At 49.3% G+C, this 17,107-nt stretch carries 9 protein-coding genes; all 9 read left to right on the forward strand.

The window, feature by feature from the left end; translation table 11 throughout:
• Nucleotides 1-157 precede the first annotated feature (157 nt).
• The 9 genes from QEH59_RS00175 to QEH59_RS00215 all read left to right on the forward strand — a co-directional run bounded on the left by QEH59_RS00175 (nt 158) and on the right by QEH59_RS00215 (nt 16,951).
• Nucleotides 158-2,512 (forward strand): polysaccharide lyase family 8 super-sandwich domain-containing protein, encoded by a 2,355-nt coding sequence (locus QEH59_RS00175; RefSeq protein WP_308983328.1) that lies wholly within the window; start codon nt 158-160, stop codon nt 2,510-2,512.
• Nucleotides 2,513-2,623: 111 nt separating this feature from the next.
• A complete protein-coding gene (locus tag QEH59_RS00180) occupies nt 2,624-3,718 on the forward strand; it encodes a LacI family DNA-binding transcriptional regulator (RefSeq protein ID WP_308983329.1) in 1,095 nt (364 codons plus the stop codon).
• A 48-nt stretch (nt 3,719-3,766) separates the two neighbouring features.
• Nucleotides 3,767-4,915, forward strand: a complete 1,149-nt coding sequence (locus tag QEH59_RS00185; protein WP_308983330.1) for a TolB family protein — start codon at nt 3,767-3,769, stop codon at nt 4,913-4,915.
• Nucleotides 4,916-4,924: 9 nt separating this feature from the next.
• A complete protein-coding gene (locus QEH59_RS00190) occupies nt 4,925-7,039 on the forward strand; it encodes a hypothetical protein (RefSeq protein ID WP_308983331.1) in 2,115 nt (704 codons plus the stop codon).
• Between the two features lie 28 nt (nt 7,040-7,067).
• A complete protein-coding gene (locus QEH59_RS00195; RefSeq protein WP_308983332.1) occupies nt 7,068-8,558 on the forward strand; it encodes a sulfatase family protein in 1,491 nt (496 codons plus the stop codon).
• Nucleotides 8,559-8,583: 25 nt separating this feature from the next.
• The gene (locus tag QEH59_RS00200; protein ID WP_308983333.1) at nt 8,584-11,298 is read left to right on the forward strand and encodes a glycosyl hydrolase; all 2,715 of its coding nucleotides are present in this window, start codon (nt 8,584-8,586) and stop codon (nt 11,296-11,298) included.
• A gap of 1 nt (nt 11,299) precedes the next feature.
• A complete protein-coding gene (locus QEH59_RS00205; protein ID WP_308983334.1) occupies nt 11,300-12,772 on the forward strand; it encodes a sulfatase-like hydrolase/transferase in 1,473 nt (490 codons plus the stop codon).
• Between the two features lie 88 nt (nt 12,773-12,860).
• Nucleotides 12,861-13,886: a GDSL-type esterase/lipase family protein gene (locus QEH59_RS00210; protein ID WP_308983335.1), complete on the forward strand. Its 1,026-nt coding sequence runs from the start codon at nt 12,861-12,863 to the stop codon at nt 13,884-13,886.
• Between the two features lie 926 nt (nt 13,887-14,812).
• A complete protein-coding gene (locus QEH59_RS00215; RefSeq protein ID WP_308983336.1) occupies nt 14,813-16,951 on the forward strand; it encodes a hypothetical protein in 2,139 nt (712 codons plus the stop codon).
• The last annotated feature ends 156 nt before the right edge of the window (nt 16,952-17,107 follow it).

A 17,107-nucleotide genomic window follows, 5' to 3' on the forward strand; every position in this document is an offset into this window, starting at 1 on the left:
TAATGCGAGCTATAGTATAATTCAGCGTTTTAACGAAGAACGAAGCCGTGCATTCCAATGCATCAAGCGGTTTTAATATTTCCTCCGTAAGCCCCCTCGCTATAGGTAGATTTATAAAATAAACACATAGATCGGATCCTCGAATACCTCACGTCATATGCTCCCATCCCCTTTCTCCTCTATCGTCTACTTTTTATTATTTGCCAGCTATACCTTCATTTCATCGACCAGTGAAGCGCACACTCCCTGGAAAATCGATCGCGCCCCTGAAATCCAGCGAATGGCGCCTGCCATCCTAAAAGATCTAAACGGACACTACCGGGTCAGAGCCCCGATTAAGGCGGGTAAAACAAAGGATTACTTCAATGAACTCAACGAACAGGGAGTTTTCTCTGACCTCCCCGATGACGACTCACACTATGCACTGCTTCGCATTTGGGCCATTGCCAAGGATCTAAAAAGCAGAAATACACTCACTGCACCGATCCGTAAAAAGCTATATCTGTCCTTAGCCTACTACTGCAGCATCGAAGCCAAGGATCCCGCCTCTTGGCCGATCGGCTGCTTTCACTCTCCGCTCTATTTCTTAGGAGCCTGGTTTACGCTTGAAGATGACATGACGCAAGACTGGCAGAACACGGAAGAACTTCATCCAATACTAGAAACCGTTTGGCAACAGGGAAACATAGTCGCATCGCATGCTTGGAACAATCCTAAAGGAGGAAGTCGCCTCACCGATCCCCTCAGCATAGATAACTTCCGCAATAGTGCTTATTACATAGTCGCCAACTTCTACCCCTATCGTCCCCTATTGGCATACGCGTTATTCATGGGAAGCGACGACTATTTAACAATCATAGTCGAGACCGCCAAACGCTCGATAATGGAACCAGTCTACCCAGGCGATCTGAGTAAAGGATTCTGGCCGGAAGGCATAAACCCAGACAGTACCATCACTGCTCATGGGCAACAATCATTCATGTATGGTTACGGCAAAGACTATGTTCGCGGCCTATTCCGACTCATCTCCAACCTGAACGGAAGCAACTATGCCTTCGAACCTGCTCAGCTCAACAAATTGAGCGATGTCATTTTAGATGGCATGCAGTGGTTCGTCTATAATGGGCAAATCGACTACTCTGTAATGGGGCGCCATAATGTGTACCCCAAATCCGGTTCCAGTGGTGACAAATTACTGCTATCAATGAGCAACGCGCTATTGAAAGTGGCACAGCTGGAACTAACGCGCGAGAACGAGCTAATCACACTCAGTGATCGCCTAGAGAATGAGCAAGGCTTCTCCGGTAGTCGTTACTTCTGGAATGTCGAAGATTTCGTACATCGAACCGAAGATTTTTCCATCGTGATCAATGCGAGTTCCACCCGCGCTGCCGGGCCTGAAATCACCAGCAACGCGCAACAAAATCATCACTTCGGCAACGGTACCAATTTCATCTATGTACAAGGTGATGAATATATAAACGCAAGAGGTGGAATGAACTACAGCACCCTCCCCGGCATCACCGCCGAATTCCAAGACGCTCGGCTTCCCTCAATCACAAACTGGAAAGGGCTACACGGCCGCAACACTTACTCCGGCGGCGCCAACCTGAATCATAGCGGTGTCATCGCATTCCAGTCTGATCTAGACCTGAAAAGTCATTTTGTGAAAGCAAAAAAGGCATGGTTCCTTCACGGTGATACCATGGTCGCCCTCGGCGCAGACATACAGTCGAACCAGCCTGAGACCCAGATCAAGACCACGCTCAATCAAACCGAATGGCGTAGCCCCGTCTGGCTCTGGAAAGACGACACGACCGAAAACACACAAATCGAAGACCCAGCTGAATACAGCCTAGACTCGGACCAAAGGTCCGTCGTCTGGCAAGACCAGGTCGCTTACGTAATCGAAGACGGACACGCCAGCGTCTCGACTCAAAGCAGAGCAACCGACTGGTCTAGCTTGTCAGTCAGCAACACTGCCCACACCCCCACAGCCGAAGTGGATATTTTTCAAATTTCCATCGACCATCAAGGCAGCGAACAAACGACTTATGCCTACGCAGTCTATCCATCCGTGACAGCATCCGAAGCGGCTAAGCTCAAAGACTCCGTGGAATGGAAGATTCTATCTAACAATCCAAAGCTACAAGCCATCAATTTCCCCGCGAGCCAATGGACAGGCGCTGCCTTTTATGAAGCGGGAAAGATTGAGAACGACCAGTTTTCCATCCAAGTAAATGGCCCAATGGTGCTACTGATACAGGTGTTGCCAAACCACACGCTAGAAGTTGTTTATCAGGACCCGCTCCGCCGCGAAAATCCCCCGCCAGCAGAAATGACAATTCAGTTCAAAGATCCAGAAAGCCTAGTAAGCAATGAGCTGATATCCCTCAGCCTAGAGTTTCCGCAAGGCTACAACCTAGGAAAGCCCACGAAAAGGACCGTCAAGCGAGCCTCGACACAAGCAGAACCACTGGCATCAGCCCCCCGCCCCCTAAAAGTCCAGTAATATCGATGACTAAGGTTCCCCGGCATATGTAGGCCAAACACACTTATGCATACTAATGCATAAGTGTGTTTTAATGTTTCATACGATCCCAGTATAAGTATAACTCCACACATGCATCACAATGCACCAAGTAAAAAGATCAACATGGCCTACGTGGCGAAGATGGCAAAGGTTCATCAAGGCACAGTATCTAGAGCCTTGCGTAATGACCCACGTATTACCGTAGAGACGAGAGAACGCATTCAGAAGCTCGCAGATGAGCTAGGATACCGCCCCAACCCGCTGGTTTCTGCACTCATCGCTGAAAAAAGAAAGGGTTCTCCAAGTGGCTACGGCTCAACAATCGCATTTTTAACTTCGGGAGAAACGAAGGATCAGTGGCATAAGCTTTCTCCTCAATATGCTGTCATGCGAGAGCACCTACAGAGGCATGCATATAAACGCGGATATAACCTCGAGGACTTTTGGCTACATGACACTGAAATGCCATCCTCTCGTCTGCGTCAGATATTACACTATCGTGGCATACTCGGTGTAATTGTCTGCCCCCTGCAAGGATCGATTAATAAATTGGACTTCGACTTTGAGAAATTCGCCTCAGTCGCCATTGGATATACTTTGCGAGATCCGATTCTCGACCACGTTGCAATTGATTACTACAGCGTGATGCAAAAAATATTGGCGCGATTGATTCAAAATAAATCGTTCAAGCGTATTGGTTTCACGACGCCAGCCAGTATTAGCAGTCGTGTACAAGACCTGTCACTCAGTGCCTATTTAGGGCAAAAGTTTCAGCATCCCAAACGCCTACTGTCTCCCGTCATATCAGAAAACCTTAACTTAGAGGCTTCATTTACCAAGTGGGTTCAATCTAAAAAACCTAACGTCATCATTTGCCCGACCCATACATCCTATGTTGCCTGTCAAAATGCTCTAGAAAAAATGGGATTGTCCGTTCCTCGCGACATATCCATTGTCTGCGCGGACTGCCATATCGACAGTAGCGTAAGCGGTATCTTGCAAGATCTAGATGCTGAGGCATCTGCGGTGATTGAACTACTGACGAGTCGCATGGAACATGGCATCTTTGGCATCCCCCAACAACCACAAACCATTATGGTGAACGGAACTTGGCGTGATGGCGATACGCTTCGAGCAACAATAGATAACGAGGGCGCACAGGAAAAAAGAATCAAAACAATCTAGCCCCCTCGATTACTCGTAGAAAGACAGCCTTCAATACCAATTACCTAGATGATTCAGCGACTCAGCACTAAAGGAGAACATTATTTCTTTGGCTATTACGACCTGCCAGCCTGGGATTCGACAGGCCAGCGGCATCTGGCCCATAAAGTGCCATTCACCAATAAAATACCTCAGGCCCACGATATTGCCGAGCTTGGCTTCTTCGAAGCAGAGACGCAGGTCTTCCGTAAGATTGCGGCAACCAAGGCATGGAACTTCCAACAAGGTGCGATGCTGCAGTGGCTACCGCAGAGTGAAGATCTTATGATTTTCAACACACGCCAAGGGGCTCAATATCAAGCAGCTATTTATGATAGTCATGGTCAGCAGACAGCGCAACTCCCCGCTCCGATTGCCAATGTCGACCCCAAGGGCCGTTTTGCCCTAAGTATCAATTTCTCAAGACTGCTGGCATTCCGACCTGGTTATGGATACGCAGGCCTCCCCGATCCATTTGCAACACAAGCACAACCCGAAGAAGATGGGATCTTTCGCATCGATTTTGATTCCAATCAGAAATCACTCATTCTTTCCTTAAAAGATCTAGGAGAACTCTGTCGTCCCTATTTCGGAACGAATAAAATACTAGTCAACCACCTCAATTTGAACCCATCTGGCACTCGATTTGTGGCCCTAGTCAGAAACTTCCCTACGGAGCCGAACACTTCAAACAAAACCATCGCAATCACGGCCAATGCAGATGGCAGCCAAGCGTATATTTTATGGGATGGGGGCGTCGCCTCTCATTACCATTGGAAGACAGACACAGTCATCTCAATGGTGATCAAAGACGATCAAGGTCGAATCACAGTGGCAGAATTCATTGATCAGACTCCAAATTATACCTTGCTCAATCCTGAGTTCTTTTTGGATGACGGACACCAAAGTTACTCCCCTGATCTTAAACATCTACTCTACGACAGTTACCCCATCGACTCCCAAAGAGACCTGTATCTCTACAACTTAGAGACCAAGAAGGGATGTTGCCTAGAAACGCTACTGTCCGCTCCGATCGATAATTCCATCGCGCTAGAAACACGCTGCGACCTCCACCCGCGTTGGCACCCGAGCGGACAACGTATTTCCTTCGACTCCATACATCAAGGCTATCGAGGCATTTACACACTCAATTTGAATTTAAAACAACCACTCAGTTAATATTTATACATGAACAAATTCCGCACTATATTACGCTACTCAATCGATCCTCAAAGTGACGTTGATTTCTACATCGACGAACTACTCACCTTTTGCCAATCCTCACAAATTGAGGAGGTGATGCTGCTACTTTGCGCCGAGGAATTGAGCGTCGGACATATGACCGAAGATGAGCTCAAGCAAAACTGCGACTTAGGCAAAAGATTGAAACAAGCGCTGGACAGCAAAGGTATCGATCTGAGCCTAAACCCATGGAGCACGCTCTATCAAGTTCCGCGCGGCAGGAAGCTGCACTCAGGGCAACACTTCCGTACCATGGTGGGCGAAAGTGGCGCACACAGTCCACTAGTTGCCTGCCCGCTGTGCCAAAAATGGCAAAACTACCAGGCTGAGATATTTGCCAAGTTAACGCATGAATTGCAGCCCGTCGCCATTTGGTTTGAGGACGACTGGAGACTGCATAATCACGGTCCCGAATTGGGATGGGGTGGCTGTTTCTGCGAAGAACATATGCGTCGCTTTTCAGAGTTGGTGGGCGAAGAAGTCGACCGACCACGACTGCTCGAGACGATTTTGCAATCCGGCACACCACACCCGTGGAGAAAGCAATGGTTTAAGCTATCACGCCAGTCGCTCTTAGAGCCGCTCGATACCATTAGAGCAGCCATGAAAGAAGCACATAGCGAAACTCGCTTGGCATTGATGACATCACGCCCCGACCAGCACTCCATTGAAGGGCGCGACTGGCAAGCCATACAGGACGGATTCGGCTACGAACCCGCCTTCATGGTGAGACCACACATGGAGCCCTACACGGAAGAAAGAGCACTGCGCAGGACTGTCTCCGTCACAAGACAGACCCTCGCCTGCTTAACCGGCCCAATCGAAGTGTACCCTGAACTAGAAAACTCTCCGCGCTGCGGGATTTACTCTAAAAGTGCCCGCTACACGGTTTGGCAAATGCTGGAGTCGGCTGCCATTGGTAGTGACGGCATCACGATCAACCATTTCGATAATATGGGCAATGGTATTGAAATGGACCCAGACTTCAGTCGACACCTCGCCCGTGCCAAACCGATGCTAAATGCAATCGCAGCTCTCAATACCGATGACCGCAAGACCGATGGCGTACAAGTGCTCTTTTCCGATAAGATCGCCAGCCACTTACAACTTCCCGAAAGTGAGACAGCCGGTAAAATAGACCTCGAAGCGCTCTCTTTACAGATGCAAGAAAATCCCTCCGGAGGTGGTGCGGGCGGATACACCGGCAGTATGCAAAGCCTAGTCCACCCCTCGCCGCTTTGGGCAGAAACCTGCACAATATTGGGAATCGCACATCGCCTCACTCAGCAGATTGAACCCGATCGCGGCCCCATACTCGTGAACGGTCAGACTCTAAATACATTGAGTGATGCCCAGCTCGAAAAACTGTTCAGCGGCTTCGTCGTACTCGATGCACTGGCAGTGGAAACCGTCTGCAACAGAGGCCTGGGCCACTTGATTGGCATTGAATCCATCCAATGGCGCACACTTGAGCAGGATGCATATAGCTACGAGGCATTCGATGCAGATCTGGTAGGAGCGCACAGCCGAATGAATCCGCGAGTCTGCGCACAGCGACCAGCAAACCGCGTCTTAGAGATGGCCACAAAAAACGGCCAAGTACTCTCCCAGATACACGGCCCCGACCATGCAAAACTTTGGCCAGGCGCGATTCTAGCCCAGACGCCTCAGAACGGACAGGTGCTTTCTCTGACCTACCCAATGGATGGAGGCAGTCAGTTCTTTATGGCATTTTTCACTAAATACCGCCGTCTGTTCTTTCAAAATCTATTTCTGAAGAATGGATCCGGCGGAAAGTTACTAATGAGCCCCGATGGCACGCGTTGCTACCGAACGGAGACAAAGCAAGGGACCTTATTCTCGGTTCTCAATGCCACACTAGATCTGGTTGAAAACCTCAGTCTCAGGCATGACGATGCCAGCCAATTTAACTCCAAGTGGAGCCTGCTCAATCCAGACGGACAGTGGCGACCAATCGACGCGAGAGTTGAACAGGGGGCGATCCATTACGACTTAAATATCGAACCACTGAGTGCACTGTTTCTGATACACCACCAGTAGCTCGATCAACTGACAACACCTACGCAAAATGGCTCGTCCCAATATTCTATTCATCCTCACCGATCAACAGCGGTATGACACGATCTCAGCGCTAGGTAACGAGCACATCCACACTCCGAACTTTGACAGGCTCGTTCGAAAGGGAGTCAGTTTCACCAATGCCTATTCGACATGCCCGGTTTGCATGCCTGCACGCTATACCATACGTACTGGTTGCGAGCCGCCCAGAACTCGAATATTTTCCAATAACATGAGCTTGTCGGACCAAGAATCGCACAGTTTAACAACTCGCTGCGGTCCTTATTTGGCGGAAACGATGAAGGGCAGAGGCTATCGAACCTTCGGCATCGGAAAATTCCATAGCCGTCCATGGGACGAAGATCTGGGCTATGAAACACATCTACACAGTGAAGAAATGTATAGCACACCGGAGCAACGCAAGAGGGATGCATATGCTCAGTGGATTGCCCAAGAACATCCAGAATATGACTTCGTCGAAATGTTAATGGGGGAACGTTCAGAAATGTATTATATGCCACAAATGAGCCCCCTACCCGCAGATTTAGGCGTCGAATCTTGGGCGACCGATCGGGCCATTGAGCAAATTTCAGCACAAGACTCGCGACCGTTTTTTGGTGTGGTCTCCTACATTGGACCGCACCCTCCATTAGCCCCGCCCCTCCCTTATAACCGCATGTATGATCCGGATTCAATGCCACCGCCCAGCGTAGGCACACAGGAATCGGACCATTTAGATGAATACATTCCCTACGTGAATTATCGTGTATTCGCAGAAGACATTGGCAGCACACATGCCAAAATATTAAAGTCTCGTTACTACGGTGAAATCTCTTACATCGACCACTGTCTAGGTCGCCTACTGGACTCATTGGAAGCAAATGAGCAAACAGCGAATACCCTAATTTGCTTCACCTCTGACCATGGTGATCAGATGGGAGACCACAATGCCTGGCAAAAAGAATCCTTCTTCGATGCCTCATGTAAGATTCCATTTATTGTCAGCCAGCCAGGAACGCTGCCTGAAAATACTCGCAACGAACAACTGGTCTGCCTAACCGACTTGTTCGGACTGGCAACAACTGCTTCCGGAGAGCCTGAAGTTCGAGATGGCATCAATATTTTAAACGCGCTGCACGACAAAGAGCAGCAACGCTCGTATTTGATTGGTTACCATGGAACGCCTGGCAGCAATGATTTCAAAGCCATGGTTCGGAAAGATGAATGGAAGTATATCTTCATGGCCAACGGTGGTTTAGAGCAACTCTTCAATCTGAAGCTCGACCCGAATGAAACAGATAACCTATGTGCAAGCCATGCCAGCACCTGTGAACAATTAAAAACAATACTCACGAGTCACCTACAGAAAAACGGACCCGCAGAAGCCATAGATAATGGCAAATTACTCGCGCAGAAACACACAAAGAAAAGCCTCAGTCGCGCGTATCAATTCGACCGATCCAGAGTCGGAGAGCCCTACTCTCATAGCTCTAAAAAATAGTCATCCTACCTAAAAGATCACAATTATGAATTCCCTGAGTCCTCTCTTAGAAACCAACACAGACGCCAAAATCATGATGCGATGGTGGTGGTTCGGCCCGAGCATCACACCCGACGAAATCGATCGCGAACTCGGCATCATGCAAGCAGCAGGAATCGGAGGCGTCGAGATCGCATTCCTCTACCCAGTGACGACTCCTACCGAGGAGAGCCAGTTCCCAACATACGAGTTCCTATCCCCGAAATTCCTTGAAATCCTGCAACATGCAGCCCAAAGCGCCAAAAAACTTGGGTTGATATTCGATATCACTTTGGGCAGCGGATGGCCCTACGGGGGCGCACATATTTCGCAGAAGCATTGCGCTAAAAAATTAGTCATTCAAGACCTGCAAATTGATGCGGGCGTCAGTGAATATACTCTACCCGATTTAGATGAAGACACTGAGATCGTCGCAGCCACATTGAAGGGAGCATTAGTGAAATCAGAAGGCGGTCGATTATTCTTTGAGCAAGCGCTGGAAGAGACGTCTCCCCTACGCTTACTACTCTCCAAGCCCACAAATCAAGCCGTCAAAAGGGCTGCACTGGGAGCCGCAGGTCCCGCATTAGACCATTACAGCAAGGACGCACTCGACGCTCATTTATCCACGGTAGCGAAACCAATGCTGGATGTCGCCAGCCAGAACATTCGAGCCGCTTTCTGCGACAGCCTCGAAGTCTACAATGCCAACTGGACCAGTAATTTCCTAGAGGAATTCAAAAGTCTACGTGGCTATGATTTAGCCGAGCATTTGCCTCAGTTAATGGCAGCCATGCAAAGCGACCAGGACGGTGCTTGGCACCTAGAGTGTCAGCTAGAAGATGCAGACACGGTGCATGATTTGCTGCATGATTATGCACAAACCCTACAAGAGCTACTCGAACAAAAGTTCTTAAAGCCATTACAAGCATTTTGCGTACAGCACGATGTGGCCTGCCGCGTGCAGGTCTACGGAGTGCCACCCACATCACTTTCTAGCTATCAATACGTCGACATTCCTGAAGGTGAAACCACACTCGGCAGTTCTGAGATTTGCCTCCCAGCCGACTGGACCGAGCTGACTCCGATTCGCTTTGCAGCCTCCGCAGGCAAACATTACGACAAGAAGATCATCACCGGCGAAACATGGACGCGGCTCCACTCCCCGCCGTATGCGGCGACGTTGCTTGATATGAAAGCCGAGGCAGATCAGTTTCTGCTGCAAGGCATCAATCAAATCATTGGTCATGGCTGGTGTCAAAAACCAGCCGATGGAGATCCCTCGCAATGGCTCTTCTATGCGGCAGCCAATTTCAACGAGGCCAACCCATGGCACCCAGCACTGCCTGAGCTGACCCAGTATTTACAACGTATTTGCTCAATCATGAGAAGAGGCGAAGCGATCGCCGATGTTGCGATCTACTTACCTGATCATGATAGGATGTCCAATCGGACATTCTCCGAGAGCAAAGCGAATCTTCACCATGTAAACAGTCTCCGTGAGCACATCGGCACAGAACTTCCCAAGTCCCTATTAGCAATGGGATACAATTTCGATTTAATCGACGATCAAATCCTGCAAGAAACGAGTCGAGGCAAAGGACTTAAAAATAAGATTATAATACTGCCCAGCATCATTCGCATTCCCTTAAAAACCCTCGAAGCGTTGCAGCAGTACGTCGAAGCTGGCGTTTGGCTAGTCGCCTTGAATGGCATTCCAACTCGCGCACCAGGCTATTTACAGCAAGCAGTCGACTCCACAGCAGTCGCCCAATTGTCTCACGAATTATTTTCATCCGGGAAGTATCACAATGCGATCGCATGCCAGTCATTTAATCCTGCCGAATTCACCTCAAAGGTAAAACCAGATGTAGAGCTTCAGCAACAAACGCCACAGATCGGCTATGTCCACAGGAAGCATGCAGCTGCGGATCTGTATTTCTTTTCCAACACTTCGAATCAACCCATCACTTTTTCACCCAAGTTCCGTGCCTCATGTGACACGAATCACCAGGTGAACGCGATGTCGGGGAAGGTCATAAAAAACAATGCTGATCAGATCGAGTTACAGGCGTTTGAGAGTATTATCGTCGTCAGACTCGCAGACAACAAAGCCATAGAGGCGCCTCAGGTGCTTGCTACGACTGAGGCGCTCTCTCACGAAATGGTGCTCGATCAAGCATGGACACTCTCGTTCCCAGTAAGCGGCCACTCACGCGCACTCAAAAAGCTGCAACCGTGGACAGATTTCAGCGAATACCAAAGTTTTTCGGGCGAAGCGGTTTACAGTCATTCCTTTAATATTAAGGAAGCTCCAAAGCCCGAAGCAACGGTGCTGCTATCCTTTGATGACAGCATTGCGCAAACGCCACACCGCACGCAGCCCGACCGTAGAAACACGGGATTTTCGGTCTACTTAGACAGTCCAATCATGGACGCAGCCATCGTGTTCATCAACGGAAAGAAAGTCGGCACCTTGTTCGCTCCCCCATACAAAGTCGATATCACTCAAGCCATCGTTGCTGGACAGAATCAATTAGAAATCAAGGTCTATAATCGATTGGTGAATCAACTCAGTCATCAAGTGCTCTATGACTTCTCTGCAGTGCACGCTCAATATGGTCAACGCTTTGATGGCATTCAAGATGTTGAATCTTATCGCACCGAGAGTTCAGGCTTAAAAGGGACAGTCAAAATTCAAACCTACACGGGAGCACTTTAGTATGAATCTACTTCTAATCTATACAGATGAACAGCGTGCCGATGCGATCAGCCAGCTCGGACATCCACAGATATCGACCCCCAACTTGGATGCGCTGGCAAAAGAGAGTCAGGTCTTCGAACGCTGTTATGCCACGCAACCAGTGTGCACGCCCTCTCGCGCATCCTTGCACACAGGACTGTATCCGCATGCCACTGGTGCCACAGATAACAACCTACCGCTTGATTCAGATCTACGTTGTTTACCAGAATGGCTTTCATGCGGAAAACACGCAACTGGGCACATTGGCAAATGGCACTTGGGAGACGAGATTTTTGCTCAGCATGGTTTTGACGAATGGATTAGCACCGAAGATTTGTATGCAAAGCATTACAGCGATGGCCGTGATCGCCATGAAACCAGCGATTACTTAAAGTTCCTAGTCGAGCAGGGCTATCCGCCCAATGCGAACCGTTCCACTGTAGCTTGCATGCCCGAAGGCTTAACCAAAGCCGGATTCATGGGGGACAAGGCTTGCGACTTTATTGAAAGACACCAATCACATCCATTCGCGCTGGCTGTTAGTTTTCTAGAACCACACATGCCATTCTTCGGCCCTCGTAACACACAATATAAACCAGAAGCATGCCCCTTGCCTGGCAATTATGAGGCCATTCCTGATGAACGCTCGCACTTAAAAAAGCGTTTATGGCATGCCGCATTGCGTGAGCAAGGTTATGGCAATGTAATCAATCATCTGGGAGAACCCGTTCCCGCACACCAGTTGCGAGACACATCCGATTGGCGACGGTTGCAGGCCAACTACTACGGCTTGATCAGTATGGTGGATCATCAAGTTGGACGTATCTTGGAGAAATTAAGCGCCTGTGACTTAGATCAGGATACTCTCGTGGTGTTTACCAGTGACCACGGAGACATGATGGGGAGTCACCAATTACTCACTAAAGGTTTGCCTTACGAAGAGAGCGTGCGTGTTCCACTCTTTATTCGAGTCCCAGGCAAAGCAGCCGGAACCGTTCCCCATGCAGTCAGTTTAGTGGACTTGTTGCCGACGATGCTGGACCTCATGGGAGAGTCAGTCCCCGACGGATTACACGGGGCATCATTAAAGCCTTATATCGACGGACAAGTGCCCAAGAATATCGCAGACGTCCTCATCCAATGGAATGGGAATGCCAGCCCAATCTCCGTAGAAAATGCGATCAAAGCCTTCCCCGAACCTATCGAACAAGAACAAGTGGAGCAGGCCTTTTCGGATCCAGTGCGCACAATTATTTCTCAAGATGGCTGGAAACTCTCGATGAGTCCCCATGGCTTAGGTAACGAACTATATAATCTAAATGAAGACCCAGGTGAATGGGTGAACCTGTATCACACGACTGCGGGTCAGTCGATGGTTCCCTCATTGTATGATCGATTAGCCAAACGCATGAAGGCTGTTAATGATTCAGTCGCTCTACCGTGCTTGAATTAAATAAAAATAGACACTGTTGCATTCAACAGTGTTGATTATTAGCCATTGCTTGGCGCACATTATATTCTGCGAGCGACTTATTTACAGCATGAAACTATCCACATCTGATATACAATTTCACAATGCCCACTTAGAAGCACGTCCAGACGGCTCCTACCAAATCGCTCGCTACCCGCGTGATGTGCTCAATCAGATGAACGACGGTGCTCGAAGAACGGGCATTGACTCATGTGGCGCAGAAATCCGCTTCCACACCACCGCTCCAACAACACGCATTACCCTGAGCTGTGAACACGCAGAAGGTGAAGTGCAGATTTTCCGTGGTCCATTCTTATGCGAAACAGTAAAGCTTGAGAAAGGCGTGCCGACAGCCATCGACCTCACACCTAACGATCGCTTACAGGAAGCCACCGACGACATCCTCGAGTCCGGAGGCTTCTCGACAAGTGTCTGGCGCCTACTACTCGGTCGCGGAAGCTTCCGCTATCATTTCATTAATACCTTCGGACACAGCCTGCGGGCTCCCCGCCCCGAAGAGCTACCAAGCGTCAACTGGCTAGCCTACGGCTCTTCGATCACGCATTCACACTTAGCCGGGCACCCCTACCAAGCGTCGCGTTTACTACATTGGAATCTGCACGCAAAAGGTTTGTCAGGCTCTTGCCACCTAGAACCTGCAGCAACGGATTATTTCGCTAAGCAAATTAAGGAATCCAATTTAGACATCATTACTGCGGAATTAGGCGTCAACATGAGAGTCTGGTATTCGGTCGAAGAGTTTACCCAGCGGGCCAAATATTTCATAAAAACGCTACGTGCCGCCGCCCCAGGCAAGCCAATCGTTCTGATTACCATCTTCACCAATAGTGCTCATTATAGCCGAGATACAGAACGCGCTGGCGTACAAACTCAAATCGGCTTCGACAACAGTTTAAGAAAACTGCACGCAGACGCCAATGACCCCGATCTGCACCTGATCGAGGGCACAGAATTATTGCCCGATTTCACCCTACTCAACTCAGACGTACTTCACCCCAGCCCGAGTGGTCAGGCACTAATGGGACACCTACTGGCAGAACGTCTGCGTCGAATACTGCCCCAATCAATAGACTAACGACATGAGTCTAAGCACCCCGACTGGGGATTCTTCCTTACCTATCGCGTTCACACGCCGCGACACAACGCAAGATCAAGAGAAAGCAGTCTTCTCCGCAACGCTCAATTTCCCATGAACCTGAATTATGCATTAGAAAACCTGCGTTGAAGCTCAAGCGAGTGTTTACAAGGCTTTGATGCGCTTTATAGTTTCACCCAAATGGTGAACTTACCAATCGAGTATATCTCACCATCCGCTAATGGCTTTTGTTGGCGAGACGAAGATGGTGGCCAACGCTTGGCTGCGCCCTGGCAACACGCGGCCGCTTCCAGTAACTGCGAGACATTTATGGGGGAGATTTTCGAGCAAGCGCTCAAAGGTCAAAAAGTGGGCTTAGTGCGAGCTGATAGCAGCTTTTATACTGAGAATATTTTGAACTGCCTGGAAGCGCATTCACTCATCAGTCACTGCAAAAAGGCGCCAAGGCGCGCCGACAGTTTGTCGTGCGTAAACGTATTGAGCGACGGCCCATTTGATCTCTGTCATCGAAGGAGTCGGACCCGATGCAGTCAACTTCCCATTACCAATTGTATCAGACTATCAAGAAAACAACTTTGTAAGCGGTGAGCTCTAGTTACCAATGAGTCGGGAGTGGACAGGCGATCATCCAATCTATTACACGTTGACTAATCCACGTATGCAACAGGAAACATTCATAGGATGTGACTTTTTAATTAAAAGATTAAATACGAGACGTAATAACAGTTTACTATCAGTTTGATTCGAATCTGTTGTTTGCTAATTATTCTATGGCATCGCCTAGAATTGGTTTTAAGCCGAGCCCAGCCAATGTAAAAAATTGGCTGAGCTAATGCCTATTGGAATGCGCTCCCTTTGCTTAAAGTTTGAAATCACGCAGATACTCCCTTTTATTGCCAGTAGATATGGACATTATACCGAGCTTTAGCGGGCAGCACTCTTGGAACTTCACCCGCCGCGGCGGCATCTTTCAGGTTCAACTCAATACAGTGGAAGACCTGCGTGCGCTCGATACCCTCGACCCCAAACTTTGGGTTGCATTAAGTTGCCCAGTTAATGACCTCGAAATCGACCGACGTACACTTTCCATCATCGATCATGATGCCGATGATCGTGTGCGCATTGAAGAAATGCTCACTGCAGTGCAATGGACTTTACAGCGGCTATCCGCTCCCGAGTCTTTATTTCGAGGCGGGGCCCTCCCTCTCGCAGCAATAAATTGCAGCGACTCCGAAGGTGAAAAATTACTCGCCTCGGCTAAGCGCATCCTAGCCAATATGGGCGTGCCAGAGGCCACGTCGATCTCTGTCGAGCAAGCCGCCAATACAGAACAAATTTATGGTAAATCACGCCTGAATGGCGACGGTGTCATTGCCAAAGATGCCAGTAAAAACCCCGCGATCCAAGAGTTAATCATCGAGATCATGGACTGCCTGGGGCCGGAAATTGATCGCAGCGGAGAACCAGGAATCACCCAGGAAAAACTGGAAGCTTTTTTTGAACAACTCACCAGCTATGAGCGCTGGTGGCGACTGGGAGAAGTCGAGACTGCGCAAGGTGAGAACGTCTTTCCGCTCGGGGACGCTACCCCCGAAGCCTTCAAGCACTTCATCGCTGTGGAGAAAAAAATCGATGATTTTTTTGCACGTTGCCAATTGGCCGCTTATGACGCACGGGCCGAAACAGCCCTAAACCCTGGAGGCTCTCTCTACACAGACATCGCCAATGAGGATTTTTCGATGCCGCGCAAGGACATCGAAGCCCTCCCTCTAGCCAGAGTAACTGGGAGCTCTTCAGTGCCTATTTTAACAGGAATCAATCCAGAATGGCGCCCCCGCATGCGGACCCTTTGTGAAAAAGTCATTCGTCCACTGAACATAGGCCCTGGTGATGCTTTAGAACTCGAGGAATGGCAGGCAGTTAAAGCACGCTTTGAAGCCTACCGGCAATGGCGACAATCCAAGCCGGAAACAGGCATTGAAAAACTAAAAATCAAACGCGTACGCGCCCTACTCGCCAGTGACCTTAAAGACAAAATTAATCAATTACTCGAGGAAGACGCACGATTAGCTCCCGAAATGAAAGCCATCGATAGCGTTGAAAAACTAGCGCGCTACCATCGAGACCTGATTCAACTACTTAACAATTTTGTCAATTTCAACCAGTTCTATGATGAATCCGTCAACGCGATATTTCAGGCTGGTGAACTCTTTTTAGACGGTCGCGAATGCCAACTCTGTCTACGAGTCAGCGATCCCACTAAACACGCAGTACTGGCGACCTTATCACGCTCTTTTGTGGCCTATTGCGAGTGTCGACGCAAAGATTCTCCTGAGAAATTCTACATCGCAGCGGTGTTCTCAGCTGGTGACTCCTCTAACCTAATCGTCGGTCGCAATGGAGTTTTTCGAGACCGCAGGGGCTTGTTATGGGACACCACCATCGTACGCCTGATTGAAAACCCAATCAGCATTCACGAAGCTTTTTTGATGCCTTACGTTCGGATTGGTCGCTTTATCGGTGAAAAAATCGAAAAGTGGGCGGTCACCCGGGATAAGGCCATGCAAAAGCAAATGGAAACCGGCGTGGATTCAGTCACAAAAGATGCGCAAGCTGCAGACCCCCATCACAGCCCGGCAATCGGAGGCGTGGCTGCAATGCTAGCCGCTGGCGGAATCGCCCTGGGGGCAGTGGGCGCGGGACTCGCCTCACTGTTTAATACAATGAAGGCACTGGCATGGTGGGAACTCCCACTGGTCATCCTAGGGGTTATTCTAATGATTTCATTACCCTCCATGGTGATCGCATGGCTCAAACTACGTAAACGCACCCTAGCCCCGCTACTGGATGCATCCGGGTGGGCCGTGAATGGCCGCACACTCATTTCCGCAAAGCTCGGACGCGTACTGACAAAACGCGCAACCTTACCTCTCACATCCCACTGTCAGTTCGACGAACGCAGGGGCGTTCGCAGCGGACTGTGGGCCGCACTCGGACTGACAGTGATTGCGAGTTTAATCACCTGGGCCTATCTACTTTTTTAAGCGGAGTCAGCGCCATGCTTTTGGACCGCCATCATGTGAGCAGCCATATTTAAAGCCATACCCCGCATTCGACGCCTGGGTAGTTTTGTGCGATTAAAAACAATTAGCATTTTTCGTGCTAGATTAACAAAACATCTTGCGAAATCATCCTTAAAG

This window comes from Thalassobacterium sedimentorum (genome assembly GCF_031127905.1).
Classification (GTDB): domain Bacteria; phylum Verrucomicrobiota; class Verrucomicrobiia; order Opitutales; family Coraliomargaritaceae; genus Thalassobacterium; species Thalassobacterium sedimentorum.

Coding starts and splice junctions, on each gene's coding strand:
- QEH59_RS00175 (WP_308983328.1), top strand. CDS start 158: ATGCTCCCATCCCCTTTCTCCTCTATCGTCTACTTTTTATTATTTGCC.
- QEH59_RS00180 (WP_308983329.1), top strand. CDS start 2,624: ATGCATCACAATGCACCAAGTAAAAAGATCAACATGGCCTACGTGGCG.
- QEH59_RS00185 (WP_308983330.1), top strand. CDS start 3,767: ATGATTCAGCGACTCAGCACTAAAGGAGAACATTATTTCTTTGGCTAT.
- QEH59_RS00190 (WP_308983331.1), top strand. CDS start 4,925: ATGAACAAATTCCGCACTATATTACGCTACTCAATCGATCCTCAAAGT.
- QEH59_RS00195 (WP_308983332.1), top strand. CDS start 7,068: ATGGCTCGTCCCAATATTCTATTCATCCTCACCGATCAACAGCGGTAT.
- QEH59_RS00200 (WP_308983333.1), top strand. CDS start 8,584: ATGAATTCCCTGAGTCCTCTCTTAGAAACCAACACAGACGCCAAAATC.
- QEH59_RS00205 (WP_308983334.1), top strand. CDS start 11,300: ATGAATCTACTTCTAATCTATACAGATGAACAGCGTGCCGATGCGATC.
- QEH59_RS00210 (WP_308983335.1), top strand. CDS start 12,861: ATGAAACTATCCACATCTGATATACAATTTCACAATGCCCACTTAGAA.
- QEH59_RS00215 (WP_308983336.1), top strand. CDS start 14,813: ATGGACATTATACCGAGCTTTAGCGGGCAGCACTCTTGGAACTTCACC.